Annotated in this window: 17 protein-coding genes and 3 pseudogenes; 10 read left to right on the forward strand and 10 right to left on the reverse strand. The window is 53.7% G+C overall.

The features are described 5' to 3' along the window. Positions 1-65: 65 nt before the first annotated feature. On the reverse strand, positions 66-1,304 hold the full coding sequence (locus JQ46_RS05040) for an IS256-like element IS3506 family transposase (protein WP_192817224.1): 1,239 nt from the start codon (positions 1,302-1,304) through the stop codon (positions 66-68). Between the two features lie 458 nt (positions 1,305-1,762). Here JQ46_RS05040 and JQ46_RS11465 point away from each other — a divergent pair. The 7 genes and pseudogenes from JQ46_RS11465 to moaC all read left to right on the forward strand — a co-directional run. Beyond that, positions 1,763-2,044 (forward strand): annotated as a pseudogene (locus JQ46_RS11465) (transposase); the annotation flags it as partial. 152 nt (positions 2,045-2,196) lie between these two features. Beyond that, a complete protein-coding gene (moaA, locus tag JQ46_RS05045; RefSeq protein WP_011273993.1) occupies positions 2,197-3,180 on the forward strand; it encodes a GTP 3',8-cyclase MoaA in 984 nt (327 codons plus the stop codon). A gap of 138 nt (positions 3,181-3,318) precedes the next feature. Continuing rightward, a complete protein-coding gene (locus JQ46_RS11630) occupies positions 3,319-3,552 on the forward strand; it encodes a MoaD/ThiS family protein (RefSeq protein WP_005293793.1) in 234 nt (77 codons plus the stop codon). Next, positions 3,524-3,970 carry a molybdenum cofactor biosynthesis protein MoaE gene (locus JQ46_RS05050; RefSeq protein ID WP_011273992.1) on the forward strand — a complete coding sequence of 149 codons (447 nt, stop codon included), beginning with the start codon at positions 3,524-3,526 and terminating at the stop codon, positions 3,968-3,970. Before JQ46_RS11630 ends, JQ46_RS05050 begins: the two co-directional genes overlap by 29 nt. Continuing rightward, positions 3,967-4,731 carry a HesA/MoeB/ThiF family protein gene (locus JQ46_RS11635; RefSeq protein WP_011273991.1) on the forward strand — a complete coding sequence of 255 codons (765 nt, stop codon included), beginning with the start codon at positions 3,967-3,969 and terminating at the stop codon, positions 4,729-4,731. Before JQ46_RS05050 ends, JQ46_RS11635 begins: the two co-directional genes overlap by 4 nt. Beyond that, positions 4,728-5,966 carry a gephyrin-like molybdotransferase Glp gene (gene glp / locus JQ46_RS05055; RefSeq protein WP_011273990.1) on the forward strand — a complete coding sequence of 413 codons (1,239 nt, stop codon included), beginning with the start codon at positions 4,728-4,730 and terminating at the stop codon, positions 5,964-5,966. Before JQ46_RS11635 ends, glp begins: the two co-directional genes overlap by 4 nt. After that, positions 5,963-6,433 (forward strand): cyclic pyranopterin monophosphate synthase MoaC, encoded by a 471-nt coding sequence (gene moaC / locus JQ46_RS05060; protein WP_005293787.1) that lies wholly within the window; start codon positions 5,963-5,965, stop codon positions 6,431-6,433. The genes glp and moaC overlap by 4 nt, the downstream gene beginning before the upstream one ends. Before the next feature lie 74 nt (positions 6,434-6,507). Here moaC and JQ46_RS05065 read toward each other — a convergent pair whose 3' ends face one another. The 4 genes from JQ46_RS05065 to modA are packed head-to-tail and all read right to left on the reverse strand — an operon-like array spanning position 6,508 to position 9,694. Then, the gene (locus JQ46_RS05065; protein WP_005293785.1) at positions 6,508-7,023 is read right to left on the reverse strand and encodes a MogA/MoaB family molybdenum cofactor biosynthesis protein; all 516 of its coding nucleotides are present in this window, start codon (positions 7,021-7,023) and stop codon (positions 6,508-6,510) included. 43 nt (positions 7,024-7,066) lie between these two features. After that, a complete protein-coding gene (locus JQ46_RS05070) occupies positions 7,067-8,140 on the reverse strand; it encodes a sulfate/molybdate ABC transporter ATP-binding protein (RefSeq protein ID WP_011273989.1) in 1,074 nt (357 codons plus the stop codon). Continuing rightward, the gene (locus tag JQ46_RS05075) at positions 8,137-8,964 is read right to left on the reverse strand and encodes an ABC transporter permease (RefSeq protein ID WP_049780517.1); all 828 of its coding nucleotides are present in this window, start codon (positions 8,962-8,964) and stop codon (positions 8,137-8,139) included. Before JQ46_RS05075 ends, JQ46_RS05070 begins: the two co-directional genes overlap by 4 nt. Next, complete coding sequence (gene modA, locus JQ46_RS05080) at positions 8,933-9,694, reverse strand: molybdate ABC transporter substrate-binding protein (RefSeq protein ID WP_034986063.1); 762 nt, start codon at positions 9,692-9,694, stop codon at positions 8,933-8,935. The genes JQ46_RS05075 and modA overlap by 32 nt, the downstream gene beginning before the upstream one ends. A gap of 369 nt (positions 9,695-10,063) precedes the next feature. Here modA and JQ46_RS05085 point away from each other — a divergent pair, with 369 nt between their 5' ends. Then, complete coding sequence (locus JQ46_RS05085) at positions 10,064-10,354, forward strand: BCCT family transporter (RefSeq protein ID WP_269763758.1); 291 nt, start codon at positions 10,064-10,066, stop codon at positions 10,352-10,354. 1,030 nt (positions 10,355-11,384) lie between these two features. Next, a complete protein-coding gene (locus tag JQ46_RS05090; RefSeq protein ID WP_011273981.1) occupies positions 11,385-12,074 on the forward strand; it encodes a pyridoxamine 5'-phosphate oxidase family protein in 690 nt (229 codons plus the stop codon). Between the two features lie 838 nt (positions 12,075-12,912). On the opposite strand, the gene JQ46_RS11250 is transcribed toward JQ46_RS05090, so the two are convergent. Then, positions 12,913-14,255 (reverse strand): IS3 family transposase gene (locus tag JQ46_RS11250; RefSeq protein ID WP_424648001.1). Its coding sequence is split into 2 segments (ribosomal slippage): positions 12,913-13,814 and positions 13,814-14,255, totalling 1,344 coding nucleotides; the frame shifts between segments, so codons are not numbered across the junction. Between the two features lie 376 nt (positions 14,256-14,631). Then, on the reverse strand, positions 14,632-15,036 hold the full coding sequence (locus JQ46_RS05105) for a MerR family transcriptional regulator (RefSeq protein ID WP_034986068.1): 405 nt from the start codon (positions 15,034-15,036) through the stop codon (positions 14,632-14,634). Between the two features lie 169 nt (positions 15,037-15,205). Between JQ46_RS05105 and JQ46_RS05110 the strand changes: the two genes are divergently transcribed. Beyond that, complete coding sequence (locus JQ46_RS05110; protein ID WP_034664651.1) at positions 15,206-16,765, forward strand: SulP family inorganic anion transporter; 1,560 nt, start codon at positions 15,206-15,208, stop codon at positions 16,763-16,765. Positions 16,766-16,934: 169 nt separating this feature from the next. On the opposite strand, the gene JQ46_RS11470 is transcribed toward JQ46_RS05110, so the two are convergent. From JQ46_RS11470 to JQ46_RS11580, 3 genes and pseudogenes are all read right to left on the reverse strand, one after another. After that, a complete protein-coding gene (locus tag JQ46_RS11470; protein ID WP_237744733.1) occupies positions 16,935-17,759 on the reverse strand; it encodes a hypothetical protein in 825 nt (274 codons plus the stop codon). Then, positions 17,756-18,975 (reverse strand): annotated as a pseudogene (locus JQ46_RS11005) (IS30-like element IS1513 family transposase). The gene JQ46_RS11470 and the pseudogene JQ46_RS11005 overlap by 4 nt, the downstream one beginning before the upstream one ends. 55 nt (positions 18,976-19,030) lie before the next feature. Then, positions 19,031-19,120: pseudogene (locus JQ46_RS11580) on the reverse strand (hypothetical protein); the annotation flags it as partial. Positions 19,121-19,185: the final 65 nt, after the last annotated feature.

Raw genomic sequence — 19,185 nt, forward strand, 5'->3', positions numbered from 1 at the left:
GGTCAAGTCCGGTGTAGTGGTGTAGCCGTTTGTGCTTTCGGCTCGATATGAAGTTCGGGGCTTGGTTAGGCGGTTAGCTGGTGGTGGTCGTCACGATGTTCTCCTGGGTGGTGCATGAGGTGCTTGGTGTGTTCGAGTGCGGTCAGTGACATGTAGCGTTTTTGTTGGATCCAGTCGTCGTGTTGCTCGGCTAGGACCGCACCGACAAGCCGGATGATGGATTCACGGTTTGGGAAAATGCCGACGACGTCGGTGCGCCGGCGGATCTCACGGTTTAACCGTTCTGTGGGGTTGTTTGACCACACCTTCGTCCAGACTGGTTTCGGCGCTGCGGTAAACGCCAGTACTTCATCGAGTGATTCCTCCAAATACGCCGCGACGTGAGGGAATTTCGGCTCCAGTAGGTCGACAACTTCGCGGGCTTGAGCCCAAGTGGATGTGGCGTCAGGTTGCTGGAAGATTGTCTGGAACATCGCAGAGACCATCGGCCATTGTGTTTTCGGGACCTTTTCGTAGAGGTTCTTCGCGAAATGGGTGCGGCACCGCTGCCACGACGCATTGGGCAGCACTTCGGAAATGGCGTGCTGGATGCCTTCGTGGGCATCACTTGTGATAAGGAATACCCCAGTAAGTCCGCGGGCTTTTAAGTCCTGGAAGAAGCCTTTCCACGACGCGTTGGATTCCGCGGTGGCGACGTGCATGCCGAGCATTTCGCGATACCCGTCGGCGTTGACTCCGGTGGCAAGCAGCACTGAGCATTTGACCACCCGGCCGCCTTCACGGACTTTGATCGTGAGCGCATCGCACGATAAAAAGGCGTACCCGCCGGGGTCTAGTGGGCGGTTTTTGAAGTCTGCGACCATGTCGTCGAGTTCTTCTGACATGCGTGAGACTTGCGATTTCGACATGCTGGAAATCCCAAGCGTAGCCACCAGATCATTCATCCTGCGGGTGGAAACCCCTTTAAGGTAGCACGTGGCGATCACAGTCGATAAGGCTCGTTCTGCTCGTGAGCGGCGCTCTAACAGCCAGTCTGGGAAGAACGCGCCGTGGCGCAGTTTCGGCACCGCCACGTCGATCGTGCCGACACGGGTGTCAAGGTCGCGGTGGCGATACCCGTTGCGGTGGTTGACCCGCTCGGTGGATACAACTCCGTATTCGGCGCCGCAGACGGTGTCAGCCTGGGCGGAGAGGATCTGGTTGATAAACCCTTGCAGCATCTGGCGCATCAAATCCGGAGACGCTTGGGCCAGCAAATCATCCAGATAGGTTGTCGGGTCGATAGAATACGGTGCAGCGGTCATCGTCATAGGCCTTTCGGTGAGATGTGGTAGTTGAGTCGAAAGGCTAACTGGCGGTGGCCGCCCACTACTTTCCGGGACCCACCATCAGCAAGCGTTACACCACACTAAGGGACGCAACCGTGCGCATTGGGCGATCATTGCGTGTAACTATCGAATCAACTCCTACCTACTCTTGAAAGAAACGCACTTTCGGTGGCCGTGAAATTTCCTTAGGGCAATCCAACTATCTATTCCCAAGGCTTACTGCCCCAAATTTTCCCAGATTTGCCGCGTCAAATGCCCGGAGATTTCATTAATCAGATTATCTCTACTTAGGCTGACAGCGTCTGCGGCGGCAAGTGCGCCACCGTATAGCCAGAAAGGACTAAAACCCGTCACGGACACTGCCGCGGCCAACTTGACACCAGAGTCGGGTTTGTGACGTAGCCATCTCTAAGCTGCGTACGGAGCCGGGCCCGCTGGCGATTACGGCAGCGCCGTCAGCAGTGTGGCCCAGATCTGGTCGAATACCCCGCTGTTGGACTCAATCGGAAGATTCGACGATGCACGAATAACGTGGGAATCTTCCCGGATCGTGCTGCTTTCATTCGCCTTGTTGGCGCGGAACGGGCTGAACAACATGATGGGTGGATACAGCAAAACGTTACATTTCGCTGACTAGTCTGGCCCAGACCAAACAGGTCATCGCAGCCAACGCTGTCGACGGCATTGCTACTGGCAGCAGGGAAATCGCCACATGATCACCACCTGCTGTTCGCGAGTTGACCCATGACACACAGTCCAAAGATAGCCACAGATACGATAGCCAGATACGCCATTAGGGCTTGACCTATTTCAAGAGCGAGCGTACATAAGCGTACATAGATGAGATGCAAGATTTGGAGGTTATTCGATGAAGCTTGTGGACAAATTCGGTAGGGTAGCGACTGATTTGCGTATCTCTCTGACAGATCGGTGTAATCTCCGATGTACTTATTGTATGCCTGCTGACGGTATGGATTGGTTCCCTACATCGAACCTACTCTCTGATTCCGAGGTCGTACGGTTGGTGAAAATCGGAGTTCGAGACCTAGGCGTAACAAAGGTACGGTTTACTGGTGGTGAGCCGCTTCTACGCAAGAACCTTGAGGGGGTTATTGCTGAGATTTCAGAATTGGAACCTCAACCAGTTCTGGCCTTGACGACTAACGCAACTGCACTTACGCATCGCGCCGAGAAGCTGCGAGAAGCTGGGCTTAGCAGAGTCAATATTTCTTTGGACACCGTGAATCGCTCCCGATTCGCTGCACTGACTCGGAGGGATCGCCTACTCGATGTGCTGCGGGGAATTGAAGCGGCGATTTCCACGGGCATGACAGTAAAAATCAATGCTGTTTTGCATCATGAGGATGATCCGGCAGCGCTTTTGTCTTATGCTTTGCGTGTTGGCGCGTCGCTGCGTTTCATCGAGAACATGCCAATTGGCACGGAGAAATGGGATCCATCAGTTGTAGTGACCAGTGCTGCCGTGAAAGAGAGGTTGACCGATGCTGGTTTTGAGTTGGGGCTTGCGCGCGAGCGAGGATCAGCACCAGCTGAGGTTTTCCCGGTGAGGGGAAAAGGTCTCCCAGATGGAGATGTGGGCTTCATTTCGTCGGTGTCTGAGCCTTTTTGTGGTGCGTGTTCGCGTACCCGCATCACTGCTGATGGAAAGGTTCGCTCGTGCCTTTTCTCGACAAGGGAAACAGATTTGATGGAGCTAATGCGCGGTGGCGCTACTGATAGTGAGATAGCTGCTGTGTGGCGTCAGGCGATGTGGGGGAAACCTCGTGAGCACGGTATCGAGCAAGTCGGGTTTGCGACGCCGTCGCGGACGATGTCAGCCATCGGTGGGTAGGTATCGAAGTGATCTGTCCGAGTGGTGTGCTTTTGGCAACGGTACGGCACGTTGGTAAGGGTACCGAGACTGCCGTATCGAAAACGAAAAGCTATTTTACTCTTAAAAGAGAGATTTGAGGTGAAAATTAACGTGAAGGTGGAATTCTTTGCGGCCGCCGCTAGTGCGGCGGGGTGTTCGGAACGTGATATTCAGGTTGACGGTAGAGTCGTTCTTTCAACCGTGTTGAACACACTGCGACAGGAAAACTCTGAGCTCGCACGGGTTTTGGAACATTCCACGTTCCTTGTTGATGGTGTGCGGGCTCGGCGGGATTCGTTGGTGGGGCCTCAATCAGAGCTCCATGTTTTGCCTCCATTTGCGGGAGGATAGGAGAGTGCCATACGCATTTATTTCGATACAGCCTCTTGATGCCCAAGCATTGGAAGAGTTAGCTGAGGATGAGCGCTGTGGTGCAACTGTCGTATTTCGCGGCGTGGTACGAAACCACGATGGAGGACAACTCGTAGCTGGTATTCAGTATTCAGCGCATCCTTTCGCCGAAGATGCTTTGGCGGACATCGCCGAGGGCGTTGCGAAGCGAGACCAAGTTCACCAGGTTGTAGTGGCTCATCGAGTAGGTGATTTGGAGGTTGGGGATGATGCTTTCATTGCAATTGTCTCTGCAGAGCATCGGGCTGAGGCGTTCTCGGCCTGTTTAGATATCGTTGAAGAGATCAAAACGCGCGTCCCGATTTGGAAACTCCAGCAGTTTTCTAACGGCTCTACGAGTTGGAGTGGTCTTCCGTGAAAGGCCTTAGTGAGAAGGCATTAGCACTCCATAATCCCGTTAGATCGCTATCTCCCCGTGAGCGAGAGCGGCATCAACGCACAATCTCAGTTATTGGGGAAGAAGGCCAGGCGAGACTACTTGCTGCCCGGGTGCTTGTCGTGGGCGCTGGTGGCCTTGCCAGCCCAGTACTGAGCTACTTGGCTGGCATGGGGGTTGGGCACATTGGGCTGTGCGACGCTGATGTCGTCGAGACCGGTAACCTACCACGCCAAATAATCCATAATGAGGCGGCACTGGGAATGCCAAAGACTTCCTCAGCGCGTAGGAGCATTGAAGCACTTAACTCGGATGTCGATGTGGCGGAATACGGTTGGGCTATGCCAAATTTGCTGGACCAAGTTGCGGGAAGCTACGACATTGTCCTCGATTGTTCTGACACTTTCGAATCGAAATACACCGTGGCCGATTGGTGTGCGGGGTCTGGGCATCCTCTGGTATGGGCGGTGGTCGCAGCGACTACTTGGCAGGTCTCAACATTCTGGTCAGCTAGTCCGAATAAACCGACGACTCTTAGAGACCTACATGCTGCTCCGCCTCCACCTGGTGCTGTTCCGACCCCTGCCGCGATGGGGGTCGTCGGACCTGCTGTTGGAGTGTGTGGTTCCCTGATGGCCGGAGAAGCGATGAAGCTATTGACAGGTTGTGGGAGTCCACTCATTGGCCGTGTCGCAGTCGGCGACGTTAAGTTTTCAGATTTTAAGGTGTGGCGATTTTTATGATGACTCCTGAAGAGTACTCAAACCGCTTGCAACGCTTAGTTAGGGTTACTCCAGTTGAGGAGGTGTCGGTCGGCGAAGCAGTGGGGCAGTGCTTAGCGGAAGCCGTGCGAGCTGAGGTTCCGGTGCCGCCCTTCGACAACTCATCAATGGACGGCTATGCAGTGGCTTACCGCGATATTGCGGTTCTCGCTGAGAGCTCGACAGGGTCGGTAACCTTACCAGTTTCAGGTGATATTCCGGCAGGGGCAGTACCTCGAGCGCTGCGTGGAGGAACCGCGATGAGAATCATGACAGGCTCGGTTCTGCCCTCCGGAGCGGATACTGTCGTTCCTGTAGAGCTCACGGATCAACCCCCGGGTGCTGGACCTGCACCACGGGAGGTGACAATTACCGGACACGTAGAGCAGGGAGCGAGTATCCGTTTTAGAGGGCATGACATAGAACGAGGAAAGATGGTCGCTTCCGCCGGCGAGCGAGTCACTCCGTCACTTCTTGCGGGAGTTCTCGCGGCTGGTGTTGCCAGGGTGTTGGTTCATAGGCGCCCGCGCGTAGCGGTGATTGTTACTGGAGACGAACTAACGGAGGCCGGTGAATCGTTACATCTAGGGCATATTCCCGATTCCAACGGCCCGATGCTGGCATCGTTGGTAAGACAGGCGGGAGCGGACATTGTTCAGCAGTCTCGCAGCGTAGACCGGGAAGATGAGTTCCTTTCGCTACTTTACAAGGCTGCTTCGTGCGCCGATTTAATTCTCACCACAGGCGGTGTGTCTGCAGGAGCCTTCGAAGTGGTGAAGCAGGCTATGTCAATAGAGACCAAGGATGCTGATTCGCCTCGAATGAGCTTTGTAAAGGTTGCTATTCAACCTGGAAAACCGCAGGGGTACGGTACCGCAGATGGGACACCGATTATCGGGCTTCCGGGAAATCCTGTCAGTGCGTTTACGAGTTTCCATGTTTTTGTTCGGCCGTTTCTCTCCGCGTTGTCGGGAGGTCCGGGCATGCTTTCAACCCAGCCTGTAGAAGTCGGTACGGGCTGGGTGTCGCACCAGGGAAAAGCACAGGTTATGCCTGTATGTCTGGTACCGAAGGCGGTGCCATCTCATGCATTGGGCTCGGCATCGCACGCCATAGCTAGCCTTCATCGGGCCGACGCCTTGGCGCTGATTCCGCTAGAAGTTACGCAAGTGAAACCGGGCATGATTGTGGACGCGATAATCTTGGAGGGAAAATGAGGTTCACGCACCTGACTTCGGCGGGAGAGGCACACATGGTCAATGTGGCCGCTAAGCAGCCGACTATCCGAACCGCAACAGCTACCGGAATAGTAGATGTATCACCGGAAGTCCTCGCAGCGATTCGAAGTGGGGAAGTTCCCAAGGGGGATGTACTTGCTGTGGCAAGGATCGCCGGAATTCAGGCAATTAAGAAAACTCCGGATTTGCTTCCCCTTGCTCATGTCATAAGTGTGCAAGGGGCACAAGTTGAAATTGACGTTACCGAAAGTGAGATACTCATTTCGGTCGAGGTGACTACCGCCGACCGGACAGGCGTTGAAATGGAAGCATTGGTGGGCGTGAGTGCGGTTGCGTTAGCCATCGTGGATATGGTGAAAAGCGTAGACCGTACGGTGACAATTAGGGAAGCAAAGATAGTTAGGAAGACTGGCGGCCGTTCGGGTACTTGGGTTCGCGAGGATTAGCCGCCCCGCACGGAAGATGAAGTCATTTGGATGGACTCCACAAATACGAGACGATTCATTATGCTCGTATTCCCCTAGTGCTTGCCCCCGGCAAGCTGGCTAAAGATATGGCCGCAAAGTGGTGTTATGACGTCGAGTGTGTCAGTAACGCCACCAGTAGAGCCTGGAGCATTAATGATGAGTGCTGCTTTACTGCTGCGGTCGCTGAGCCCTATGACGGGTCGGGACAACCCAGCTGTGGGGGTGGAAGACAGACCGTGGTGAAGAATCTGGTTCTCGATGCCAGGGATGCGAGTTGCAATAACGGTGGCAGTAGCTTCGGGGGTTAAATCCCGAGGTCCGATGCCAGTGCCGCCGGTTGTCACAATCAACCTGTAGCCGTCTGCAATAGCTTGCTTTAGTGCATCTCGTACTGATTCTATGCCGTCCGGTATGACACGCACCTGTGGTCGAGTGAATCCCGCCTTGATCAGTGTTTCGACGGCTCTAGGCCCAGACTTGTCCTCTTGACGGCCTGCGAATGAGCGGTCGGAGACAGTGATGATAATTGCCGAGATGTCTGCCAGCGGGTAGTCGGGGTTGTGTGCCATGGCAACGACATTAGTACAGCGATTATCCTGTAGCGTCTTTCCCCTAATGTGCTGGGTAAAGTTCTATCTCTTGTGCTTTGACTGCGACGATGATGGCATTGCCAGTAACGAGTGAAAGTTGCGCTGCGGATGCAGGACTTATTTCTGCCCGGATGGAATCTCCCTTCACATCGCAGATGACGGTGATTGTTCCAGCTCCCTGTTCGAGCCCTTTTATTGTTGCTGGCCATTGATTTCTCATGTTTTCATCCGTGTGGTCCGTGAGGATACTCACTGCGGTAGGGCGGAAGCTAGCGATTGCTCGTTGTCCAGCGGGAATTTTGTGGCCAGGCTTTCCTGTGACGAGTATTTCCCCGGATCCACTGCGAAGTGTTTCGTTTCCGATGCTTCGTCCTTTGATGATGTTGGTACCAGAGAATCGAGCTGTGAATTTGTCGAGGGGTTTCTCAATGACGTCGTCGGTAGTTCCAAGTCGCACGAGGCGTCCGTGTTCAATGACTGCTACATCATCTGCGAGGTACATGATATCGAGGACATCATGGGTAATCAGGAGAACTGTCATTTTGTGCAACAGCGGGTAGAGAAGGGCACGCATATCTGCAGCGACGGTGATATCTAATGCGCGGAAGGGCTCGTCTAGGCACAGTATGTCCGGCGAGCCGGCGAAAGCTCGACCGAGGGCGACTCGCTGTGCCTGACCGCCGGAAAGTTCGTGTGGTTTGCGGTGGGATAGGGGCTCGAGTTCGAGTTTTCTCAGCCAATGCTCGGCGACTTTTTGAGCGTCCGGGCTCCCTTGGCTTTTAGGGGCGAAAGTCAGGTTGTCTATGACTGATAGGTGCGGGAACAGCAGTGGGTCCTGTGCTAGTAGTCCGACTTTTCTTTGGTGTATTGGAACGTATGTTCCGGTGGCGGTATCGGTCAAGACTCTATCTCGGACACTGATGCGACCGCTGGTCGGGACGACAGTGCCTGCTAGTGCTCCAGCTATGGTGGACTTGCCAGCTCCATTGGGGCCGATGATTCCAAGTACTCGCCCCATTGGAAGCTCAAAGGCGATGTCGAACTTTCTTGAGGGGATCGATACATCGAACTCTAACAACTCTGTTGCCTCTGTCATTTGCGTACCCTCCCGTATACCGCTCCGACGATGACAATGGAAGATATGATAAGCAGCAGGGATAGAGCAATTGCCGAGTCGGGATCAATTTCTCGTTGAAGGTAGATCTCAACGGGTAAGGTTCGGGTTACACCTTGGCGGGAACCTGCAAAGATGCTGGTTGCGCCAAATTCTCCCAAGCTTCGGGCGAATGCAAGTATGCCTCCCGACATAATTGCAGGAGTCATCATCGGCACGCTCACGCGCCATAAGGTTCGGGTTGGGGAAGCACCGAGGCTCATTGCCACGGTTTGGTAGCTTCTCCCTGCTGTATTTAGTGCCCCTTCGAGTGTCACCACCATGAATGGGAGCGAAATAAAAACCTGGGATATGACCACCGCAACTGTAGTAAAAGCGATTTCTATTCCAAAGGCTTCAAATTGGGAGCCAATGAGGCCACGCCGTCCAAAAGCCTGAAGGAGTGCAATACCGCTCACTACTGGTGGCAGCACAAGAGGTAAGAGCAGGAGCGCGCGTAGGAGCTTCTTGCCCGGGAAATCGGTCCAAGCCAGAATCATGCTCAGTGGAATGCCGATGGCAACAACAATTGCGGTGGCGGTTGCAGAGGTGCGGATTGATAACCGGAGAGCATCGATAGCAGTGTCGGCGAAGATCAGGGCTGGAAAATTACTCCAAGAGATTTGGGATATCAGTCCGATAATGGGGAGGAGTAAAAAGATTATTCCTAACCCCGCTGGTACGAATAGCCAGCGGGGGACAATTCGTGGTGTTCTAGGGGACACTGTGATGGCCCTATGATTTTTCCGCCGGTTGGAAGCCTGCATCCGAGAGAATTTCCTGTGCATCCGCGGTGGACATGAATTCGATGAACCGCTTGGCATCCCGAGATCTCGGGGTGCCAGTGACGGTATTGATGAAGTAGCTATTGACTGCTCGGTTTGCTTCTGGGAAATCTACTGCCTCCACCGCGCCATTCGCGGTGGCAATATCTGTGCGGTACACTAGGCCAGCGTCCGCTTGTCCTGAGGAAACCTTTCCAAGTACGTCAGTAACCTTCTGTTCCTCAGAGACTGGTCTCAGAATCACTCCGGCGGCTTCTGTAGCTGTTTCGGTAGCGTTACCGCACGGCACTCCCTTGGCGCAGACAACGACTGCGACGTCGGGATTTGTTAAAGATACGAGCTCCGAGATATCAAGTGGGTTACCTGGCTCGACCGCGATAGTCAGTATGTTTTCAGCGAAAGGGATTGGTCTGCCGCTCACAACACCACCATCCACAGCGCGATCCATGGTAATGGCATCTGCAGTTGCTAATAAATCAGCATCCGCACCGTTTACTAACTGCTCCACTAGGGTTTGTGATCCAGCAAACTCAAATTGGAGGTCAACTCCTGGGTTAGCAGCCTCGAATTCCTTTCCTATTGCTCCGTAGACCTCAGCCAGGGATGCTGCGGCGAAGACCGTCAGTGTAGTTGTCTGAGCCTTATCAAAGCTCGAGGTACATCCTGAAAGTAGAAGCGTTCCGACACTCAGAATCGCGGAAGCTGACCTCATTACCTTCCTTCGAACCATGCACGTAGTATATCTAATCAATGCTTCCTTATATCTCTGGCGCTGTGACTTCTGAAGGTAAGAAGCTGGGGTAGCAGCTTCGACGAGTCTGCCACGGGGCACAGGCGTTTGACCTTTAGCGTGATGCCTCATTTGAAGTTTGTGATTCGTAGGCACAAACTTTAGGGTGGTGATGTTCTCACCAGTTTCTACCTGCCTAGGGGCTCGACGTTGCCGCAGTTGCCCTAAACCGTCGACACGGCTGGTATGAGCATGGATACGCTGACGAGGATTATGTTCTGCACCGACGGCTACGATGTCAGTCCGAATTGGGAAGGGGGCTGCGTGTACGGTGCTCTACTAGGGTGAACCATTTGCTGGTCGCCGTTCGCGGGCATGTTTGTGGTGCCCATTTCTCGCGTTCGGAAAGTCCACGAATTCATCGGAGGCGTCATCGCCTTACCGAGAATTGTGCCGATTATCTGGTTCTCTGTTCTGGATTGTGCGGGCTTCGAGTTCGAGGCCTCGCAGCCGGGCTTCTTGACCGGAGCCGTCGTGGAGAGCGCCAATCCCTCATCCGCGCTGTTCGTCTCGCTGGAGCAGTTCCTGGTGGTCGTTGCAAAGAGCGTATTTGCGCTATGTCACTCCGGTACTCTTAGTTAACTCCATTGAATCGGCAATGATGAAATTGTCAGTATCGCGATTGTTGAGGAAAGCCAGGGTGATGACGTCCTATCGTGTCCTGGGGAGGGAAGAAAGATAGGTGCCATCGGGACAGCTGTCTTGCTGATTGTCGGTGAGGGGCGCTGGGGGCGTTGCGGCTCTACATGTGGATTATCGGCACCGTTTTCTTCATTCATTTTGTGGTGATGTATTTACTGTTTAAGGGCATGAGCGTAGTTTGTGTAGCTGCGCGCAACCCGGTGACCCGACAGTGAAGTTTTACGGATACGTCGGACAAACTGAAGGTCCACGAGGCCACGCTCACGCGGGGAATGCGAGGCTGAGAGCAAAAGTTTGCTCGCCAGATACTAGCAGTACAACGAGGGGGTGGTGATTAAGCCCGACGGTGATATGGGCGAAGCAGATGAGTCGGATCTTGATGAGGAATATAGCAAAACGGGGGGCTGGGGATGGCGAAGGCGCGAGTCGAACCACGTACTATGAAATTATTGATTTTTGCCTTTGGTACTCTCGCGCTAGCTGAGATATTGGCACACGGTCCCTTTGAAAAGAGACAACCAACAATCTAACGCCGCATTCAACGTGCGGCCATTTGCCTCGCTTTGAAGCGATTCCGCTAGGTATCGATACAATCGACTATTTCCGCGTGCGGTGTTCGACCTCCACTGCGAAAAAGCCAACACAATCTCAAGGAATTCATCTACCCCGCTTCGCTACTTGTCTTCCAACATATCCGTCGAAGTCCGTCAGTCGAGAACTCCTTGTGCTCAGACGGTGCAGTAATGCATGCAACCGGAGTTAGTGTGGGCGACAATCCTCAAGCTCCGCTTGGTCTACTCGACAGTTGGCCACCATGAGTAACCTTCAAGCTCCTTGCCCTCCTCGGCTAAGGGGCACGCCTAGGCGGCGAGATTAGGGCAAAAGTTTTACGTTAGTTTCCTATCCTTCCCTGGATGCGAACGGGACCAAACTCAGTACGCTTCACCCGTTACCCGCTAGTATGAAAGACATGGATGCTAAGGAAGCGGAATCTAACGAAGGGGCTACGCATGAGGGGGCAGACGCAGTCACTTATGAACAACTCGCCTACGATTCGTTTGTTCGCCGACGTCAAGGCTCCGTAGGAACAACACTTCCGGAGCGAGTAGGGAGATTTGAGTTTGAACCCGCAGACCGGAAGTTGATACAGCAGGCTGACTCTTTCTTCCTGTCTACGGTAACTGGTGCAGGTTGGCCTTATGTCCAGCATAGAGGTGGTCCAAAGGGCTTTGTGCACGTTCTGGATGACAGGACTATAGGGTGGTTAGAGTTTATGGGGAACAACCAGTATGTGAGTACAGGCAACATCGACCGAGATGGGCGAGTAGCATTATTCTTCATTAACTACCCACTTCGAACACGATTAAAGGTGTTCGGATATGCGCGGGTAATTGAGCTTTGTGATGACCCAAAAATTGCTAAACAATTACGTAATCTAGGCGATAAAGAAATCCGGTCTAAGTCTGAGAGGGCAATGATAGTTGATATTGTAGCTTCGGATAAAAACTGTACTAAACATATTAAGCCCCGATGGGACAAGGAGCAGGTCGACGAGAGGATTGCCTTGTATCGGGCCGACATAGACGAGTTGCGTAACGAAATTTCTGAGCTAAAAGAGAGGAATAATTTATTAAATGAGAAACTAGATTCTTTGGGCTAATGCCAGTTTTTTCTTACAATATTCTGCCGTGGTAGGTTTTCATTTTGTCGAACCTGCGCTAGGCTTTACAAGAAAAATTATCGAGTTTGTGGCATGGTGGCCCGGTCAATAAAGTAGTGTTGATAGGTTTAAATCGCTACTCGGCGAGCGTGTGATGGGGAGGCCGGTTAGTGACGCTCCTTAGTTTTGAATATGACTTAGGTGACGTCGTACCGGCACTTTGTTAGGTGCATGATGGTCGTATTGTGACGATTGTCTTTTGCTTGTTAACCTTTGTAGTAGCTTCGGGATTTCTTGTGGCTGATGGTCGATGTAAAACGATTAGTGGAAAAGGGGATTTATCAGTCGCTTGCTTCCCTCCCTGGGGAGAAAAGAAGCGGTTTGCTTGGCCTATTAGGGATAGGTGCGCTCAAGCGACTGCCTGCAGTTGTCGAGTCTTCGTTCAAGGGTTGCTCCACCTGAAATGAGATTGCGGTGAAACGCTTTTCGGACGCCTTGGGGAGATATTGTGAACCATCGCCGATGTAGCGAATTGGAGATCTGTCACGAATTACGGTACTTAATTGGATTGAAACGTACTTGCGATCGTGATGATTTCTAAAATGGGTTGGTGGCCGGTATATACCTTTATATTGGGTTAATTGTTTCTGGAGGGGGTGGGTACTTCACTCAGGGGTCTGCTGCAGTGGCGAACTGTATTGTTGCCAGAGATAGTTTCAAGTAGTGCGCACTTAATACAGAGAACCCAGAGGTCGTAGGTTCGAATCCTGCCCCCGCTACCAACTTCCAAGCCCCTACCAGGAGTGAACTGGCCCCCGAAAGTTGGACTGGTTTAATTCTAGGCGGTTAGGGCTTCAAGGGTCTGATTCCGATATTGCATCGGGGTCAGGCCCTTGAGTCGTTGTTGGACGCGTTCGGTGTTGTACCACTGGATGTATTCGTCGATTGCTTGCTTGAAGTCTGCGACAGTGTCGAAGACTTCACCGTGGTACATCTCGGTTTTCACGTGCCCGAAGAAGTTCTCCATGACCGCGTTGTCGTAACAGTTGGCTTTACGCGACATCGACTGAACACCACCGTTGTCGCCGATCAGATCACGCCACGAGGCATGCTGGTACTGGAAACCTTGGTCAGTGTGCATCATCCACCCGGGTTCAGGCGCACTCGCCGCGATCGCCTTGGACAAAGAATCGGTGGTCAACGCTGTCGACGGTGATGTAGCCACGGTGTGGGCGACGATTGAGCGGTCGAACAGGTCCATCACCGGCGACAAATACACTTTGCGGCCTTGGACCCTGAACTCGGTGACGTCGCTGACAAAGACGGTGTTTGGCTGATCCGGGGTGAACTTGCGGTCAAGTTTGTTGTCAGCGATGTGGCTGATCGTCCCGGTGTAGGAAACATAAGGTCTACGTTGGCGGATCTTGGCTCGAATGCCCATCTCACGCATGAGTTTGTAGACGAGTTTGTGGTTGACCACCCACCCCTGGTTACGCAGGTCAAGTAGCACTCGTCGATAGCCGTAGCGATGCTTGTTACGTTCAAAACTTGCCCGGATCGCGTCTTTGAGCTCGGCGTGCTTATCTGGCTTACTGAGGCGTTTCTGGTGGTAGAAGAACGTCGACCGTGGGATACCTGCTGCCTCTAGGAGGTACTCCAAGCGGTGGTGCGACTTGAGGATGACAATCGCCTGGACTTTCAGGCGCGTCCCTGATTCCTCAAGTCCCGCAATTTTTTTAGATAAGCGTTTTCCGCTTCCAATCGCGCGATCCGGCGCCGTAGCTTTTCCTCTTCGGTCAGCGGCTTTGGCACAGCCGAGCCTTTGGGTCTGCCCTTCGGCTTCGGTTTCAACGCCTCATCGCCACCGTTACGCCATTGCCGCGACCAATAGCTGACCAGCTGATCTGACGACAGGCCAAACTCACGCGCAAGATCCATCTTTGTCTCGCCGGCAAGATAGCGTTGGACAACTTCCTTCTTGACCTCGAACGAGTACTGCTGCTTAATCGGTTTCTCCACAAGACATAGCCTGCCATGCAGCTTAAACCGACGACAGAGCATACGGGCGGCATACTTGGAGACACCAAGGGCATTGGCAGCGGCTGTATAACCCATGCCTTGCTCAAATAGTTCAACCAACTGCTCGCGCTGATGCTCACTTAGCGAACTTCGTGCTCTCAATGAAAACTACTCCCCACTAGTCGGTAACTGATTTCTCAGTCCAACTAATGGGGAGCAGTTCAGAGAAACACTGGTAGGGGCTTTAGTTATTTCTCTTAAGGCGCACGTCCTGGGACTCAAATCGGGACTTTAGCGATGGCATTTTGTCACGTAAGCCGGTTTGGAAGTGATGGGGTTAAGTGACAATTTTCGATTTTGTGACCTTGGATGACTGTGTCGTTTTGAGGAGTCGTCTGCACGGATTTCAGAAGTCCTCTGTACTATCGCCATCCACTCCGGAGAGGCCGCGGGCGTTCGTCCACTTCATCTGGAACGCGATTCGACAGAGCGCATTCAATACGATGGTCTTTTTCTCCCTGCGAAGGATGGGGGCGGTTTAGGGTGCCAGGGTGTTGACCAGATCGAGGAATTCCTCAGCGTAGGCAATTTGCTTGCGTAGCTTTTCGTAGCGGGTGCGCGTCTCCTCACGAATGTCGGCAAGGGTGGCCTTGGCATTACTCCGTGCCTGCTGTGCGGTATCACTGTCCTGCCCGCCATCTGAACTATGAAGAATCTCCGCAGCTTCCAGGAACTCCCGCATCTGATCCAGAGTAAACCCCAGCGGTTTCATCCGTCGCACCAGCAAAACACGACGTACATCAGCCTCACTATAAAGCCTGAACCCACCAGGGCTACGCCCCGATGGGGTAATCAGGCCGACGTTGTCATAATAACGCAAGGTGGGAATCGACAACCCCGTCCGGTCAACGACCTCGCCGATCTTGAAATTACTGTTTTGCATTGCCTGTTCTCCTTCACGGTGATGTTGCCCACGGGTTCCTGTGCCTGGGTTGGCGGTTGAGTAAAACTCCCGCTACCATGACCACCATCACCAAACCTAAAGTTACTAGAGGGTTGGATTCCTTTCGGGCGTTCGCCCAGTTACCTATCCCCTCAAAGATTGGACATCTATGACTGAAACTAGCACGGCGGCCCCCCGCCCCCTCCTGAGTCCAGACGGCGCTGATGCCCCTACCGGGATCATCGCATCCTTCCGTTACGCATTTTCTTCCCCCGCCCGTATCCGTATAGAGATTCTGGCCGGACTGGCGGTATCCCTGGCGCTGATCCCTGAGGCCATTGCCTTTTCCATCCTTGCCGGTGTTGACCCAGCCATGGGTCTGTTTTCCTCGGTAGTCATGGCCATTGCGATCGCCTTTACCGGTGGCCGCCCGGCAATGATCACCGGCGCCACCGGGGCTATTGCCCTAGTCATTGCTCCTGTGGCGCGTGGTTACGGGATGGATTATTTCATCGCCACCGTCCTGTTGGGCGGTGTCCTACAAATCGTGCTCGGCGCCCTCGGTGTGGCGAAACTTCAGCGTTTTATCCCCCGATCGGTGATGCTGGGTTTCGTCAATGCACTGGGCATTATGATTTTCACCGCCCAACTCGAACACCTCATTGATGTGCCTTGGATAGTCTACCCACTCGTCGGCTTGGGTGTGGTGATCATGATTTTCTTCCCCAAGCTCACCAGTGTGATCCCCGCCCCGCTGGTCACGATTATCGTGCTCACCGGTTTGGTCATTGCCGCCGGTTTGACTGTCCCGACGGTCTCGGACATGGGCAAGATGCCGGAGACCTTACCGTCCCTGTTTATTCCGAACGTGCCGTGGACGTTGGAGACCCTGCAGATCATCGCGCCTTATGCCCTGGCCATGGCCGTGGTCGGTCTCATGGAATCGTTGATGACCGCCAAGCTCGTCGATGACATCACCGACACTCATTCCGATAAAACTCGTGAATCCTGGGGACAGGGGGTGGCTAATATTGCCTCCGGTTTCTTCGGCGGCATGGGTGGCTGCGCGATGATCGGTCAAACCATGATCAACGTCCGCGAATCCGGGGCACGTACCCGCCTATCCACCCTGTTAGCCGGTGTGTTCCTGCTGGTCCTGGTCCTGGCACTGGGCGACATCGTTGGCATGATCCCGATGGCTGCGCTGGTGGCAATCATGATCATGGTCTCGGTCGGCACCATCGACTGGCACTCGGTGCATCCACGCACCCTTAAACTCATGCCGGTCTCTGAGACCATTGTTATGGCCGTGACGATTATTGCCACCCTAGCCACCAGCAACCTGGCCATTGGTGTGGTGTTGGGTGTGGTCACCGCGATGATCATGTTCGCCCGTCGGATGGCACATATCGCTTCCATTGAAAAGGTCTCCGAGATCGACGGCGACGGCGATGGCGAGATTGATACTCGTACCTACCGGGTGCATGGCCAGTTGTTTTGGGCATCAAGCAATGACCTGGTTTATCGCTTTGATTACACCGATTCTGCCCGTCATATCACTATTGATCTCACTGAGGCGGAGATCTGGGATGCCTCCACGGTCGCGACCTTTGACGCGATTACGCAGAAGTTCCAGGACAGAGGCAAAACCGTGTCCATTATCGGGCTCGACGGTCCCAGTCAGGACCGGCTGAACCGCCTGTCTGGCCGGCTTGGCACCGGCCACTAACATCCCCCGACTCGAGCACATCGACTTGGCGCCCCAACTTATAACCGGGGCGCCAGTTTATTGGTGCTGTTGCAAAGTTGGGGCATAGGAAGAGCATAAAAGAAGCGTAGCGGTTAACCGCTACGCTGTGTTGTGGGGATTTTTACTTTTTACGGTGCACGTGTTCTAGTTAGTGGTTCGTTTCTTTCCTCGGGTGATTGCGACGGTATTCCTCGACTAAGTGAGCAATACCCGGCGCAGCCTGGGACAGCATCCAGGTCATAAGCGCTATAAGAACCCCTATGACGATAAGTGTTAACGCCAACCAGCCCAGTGTTGGGCCGATGCCGTTGGCCTCCTGGACGTGACCCCACAAGGCAGACACGCCGTCGGGTATGCCGAGCATACTTAGCAGCCCGTTCCCCAAGGCTCCGACAGCAACGAGTGCGATAGCAACGAAGAGAACACTGGCTGCAATCCACGAGGCAGACATGCAGGCCTTAATAAAGTTCGTGTTCGACTTTTCCATGTCGTCGTTGTACTTTTTGCGCTCTGCACGTATCTTCTCCAGCAGCTTTTCGTTGGACTCCTTCTCCTGGAGCAGGGCGCTGCGAGCCTTCTTAGATGCTTCTGCTGCCTTGTGCAGGCTTTCGGACTCTTTCGACATTGCCTCAGATACAGCTACTTCTACCAGCGGTTCCAGGCTAGAAGTCAGGCTCGAAGTCATCTGAGCGTTCAGGCTCTGGGCTACTGCTTGGCTGGAATCCTTGTCGAGATGGATGGGGCTTTCGGCTGCTTTGAGTACCAGCTGTTGCATCCTTGTCAGACGCGACATCTGCTCGCTTATCTCGATTAGGTACCCTTTTACCCCCTCCAGGCCGTTGGGCAGATCCTCGATGTTCCTTATCAGCCCGGTGATCATCTGCTGCACTTCCATCATCGTTACTTGGAAGTGACTGCTGCTCACGTAGTTCTTGTTTGCGGCGAGATTGCTTTTTACGTTCGGCGGAATCAAGCGGTGGATGCGCCACGCTTGAATAGTTCGTTAAGTATTTCACGTGGGGTTGCGCCGCCGAGGATTTGTCGGGGTGTTTCGTTGAGCTCATTTTGCGCCCACGCGACATGTTCGGGTGTGACGGTGGCAAAGTCGGTGCCCTTTTTGTAGAACCTGCGCCTGATCTCGCCGTTGGTGTTCTCGTTGGTTGGTCTCTGCCACGGTGAGTGCGGTTCACAGAAAAACACCTGGCAGCCGTCTTTAATCTGGACTTGTGCTGTGACAGCCATTTCTGCGCCTTGGTCCCATGTGATGGTCTTTAGCTGCTCGGTGTTGAGGTCTTTGACCATGTCCTGCAGGGTTGCGACCACGGTGTGTGAACTGTGCTCATCGGGAAGGTGTCCAAGCAGGGTGTAACGGCTGGTGCGCTCTACTAGGGTAATCAGCGCGCTTTTGCCACCTTTACCAATAACAAGGTCGCCCTCCCAGTGCCCGGGAATAGCCCTGTCATCAGCTTCCGGGCTGCGGTGGGTGATCTCAGCACCTTTGATCCAAGGGCGACCGGTTAACACGCCAGCGTTTCGGGCACGACGCTTGCGTGTTGAGCCGCCGCGGATAAGTACGTCTTTAGTCTTCATGACTTCTTCAAGCTCGGCTCGCAGGCTGCCTTTGCCTTGAATGTATAAGGCACTGTAGATCGCTTCGTGGGAAATACGCATGCTTTCATCATCGCTGAAAGCATGCTCAAGCCATGCACTAATGCGCCCAGGTGACCACCTGCGGGCAAGGCAATCGACTACTACACCCCGAAGCGTTGGGCTTTCATCGAGCTTGCGTAGTTTTGGCCGCACCATCCGACCAGCAGTAGAAACAGCAGCGTTGTGGGCGTTATACCGCAGCTGCTCTGTGCCGTCCTCATCGACGATCTTCCAACCATTACGGGTGATTTCACGAGCGACGACACTGTGGTGCCTATTTATTTTCTGCGCGATGGCTCGTGCCGAATCACCGACACGACATCCCGCTTCAATAGCAACACGGTCTTCAACAGTAAGCCTGCGACCACGCCCTACTAAGGCGTGTTTGTCGAATACGCCGCTAGGAAATCCATCAACGGCTTGAGTTTTCATCGGTGCTGGCATAACAGAATCTTTACCCAGCTTCTTGCCTGTATCTGGCAAAGACACCACCGCCTCATCAGGCGTTCGACGATGTCGCTGCCGGCGTAACTTCGCATACCGCTGCTTCCTTATCCACCCATACACGGTAGAAGGATGCACACCGATAGCATCAGCCACTGTCTGACAGCTCTCACCAGCAAGCACTCGCTCCACGGCCTGGGCACGTTCATCAGGTGACAAGTGGGCGCGTCTAGGCCGCACTTCGATTACACCAGCTTTCTTTAACCTGCTGTGAAGCAAGCCAGTCGATATTCCAACAGTCTGTG

Origin of the sequence: Corynebacterium jeikeium (genome assembly GCF_000738175.1) — a bacterium.
GTDB lineage: Bacteria > Actinomycetota > Actinomycetes > Mycobacteriales > Mycobacteriaceae > Corynebacterium > Corynebacterium jeikeium_C.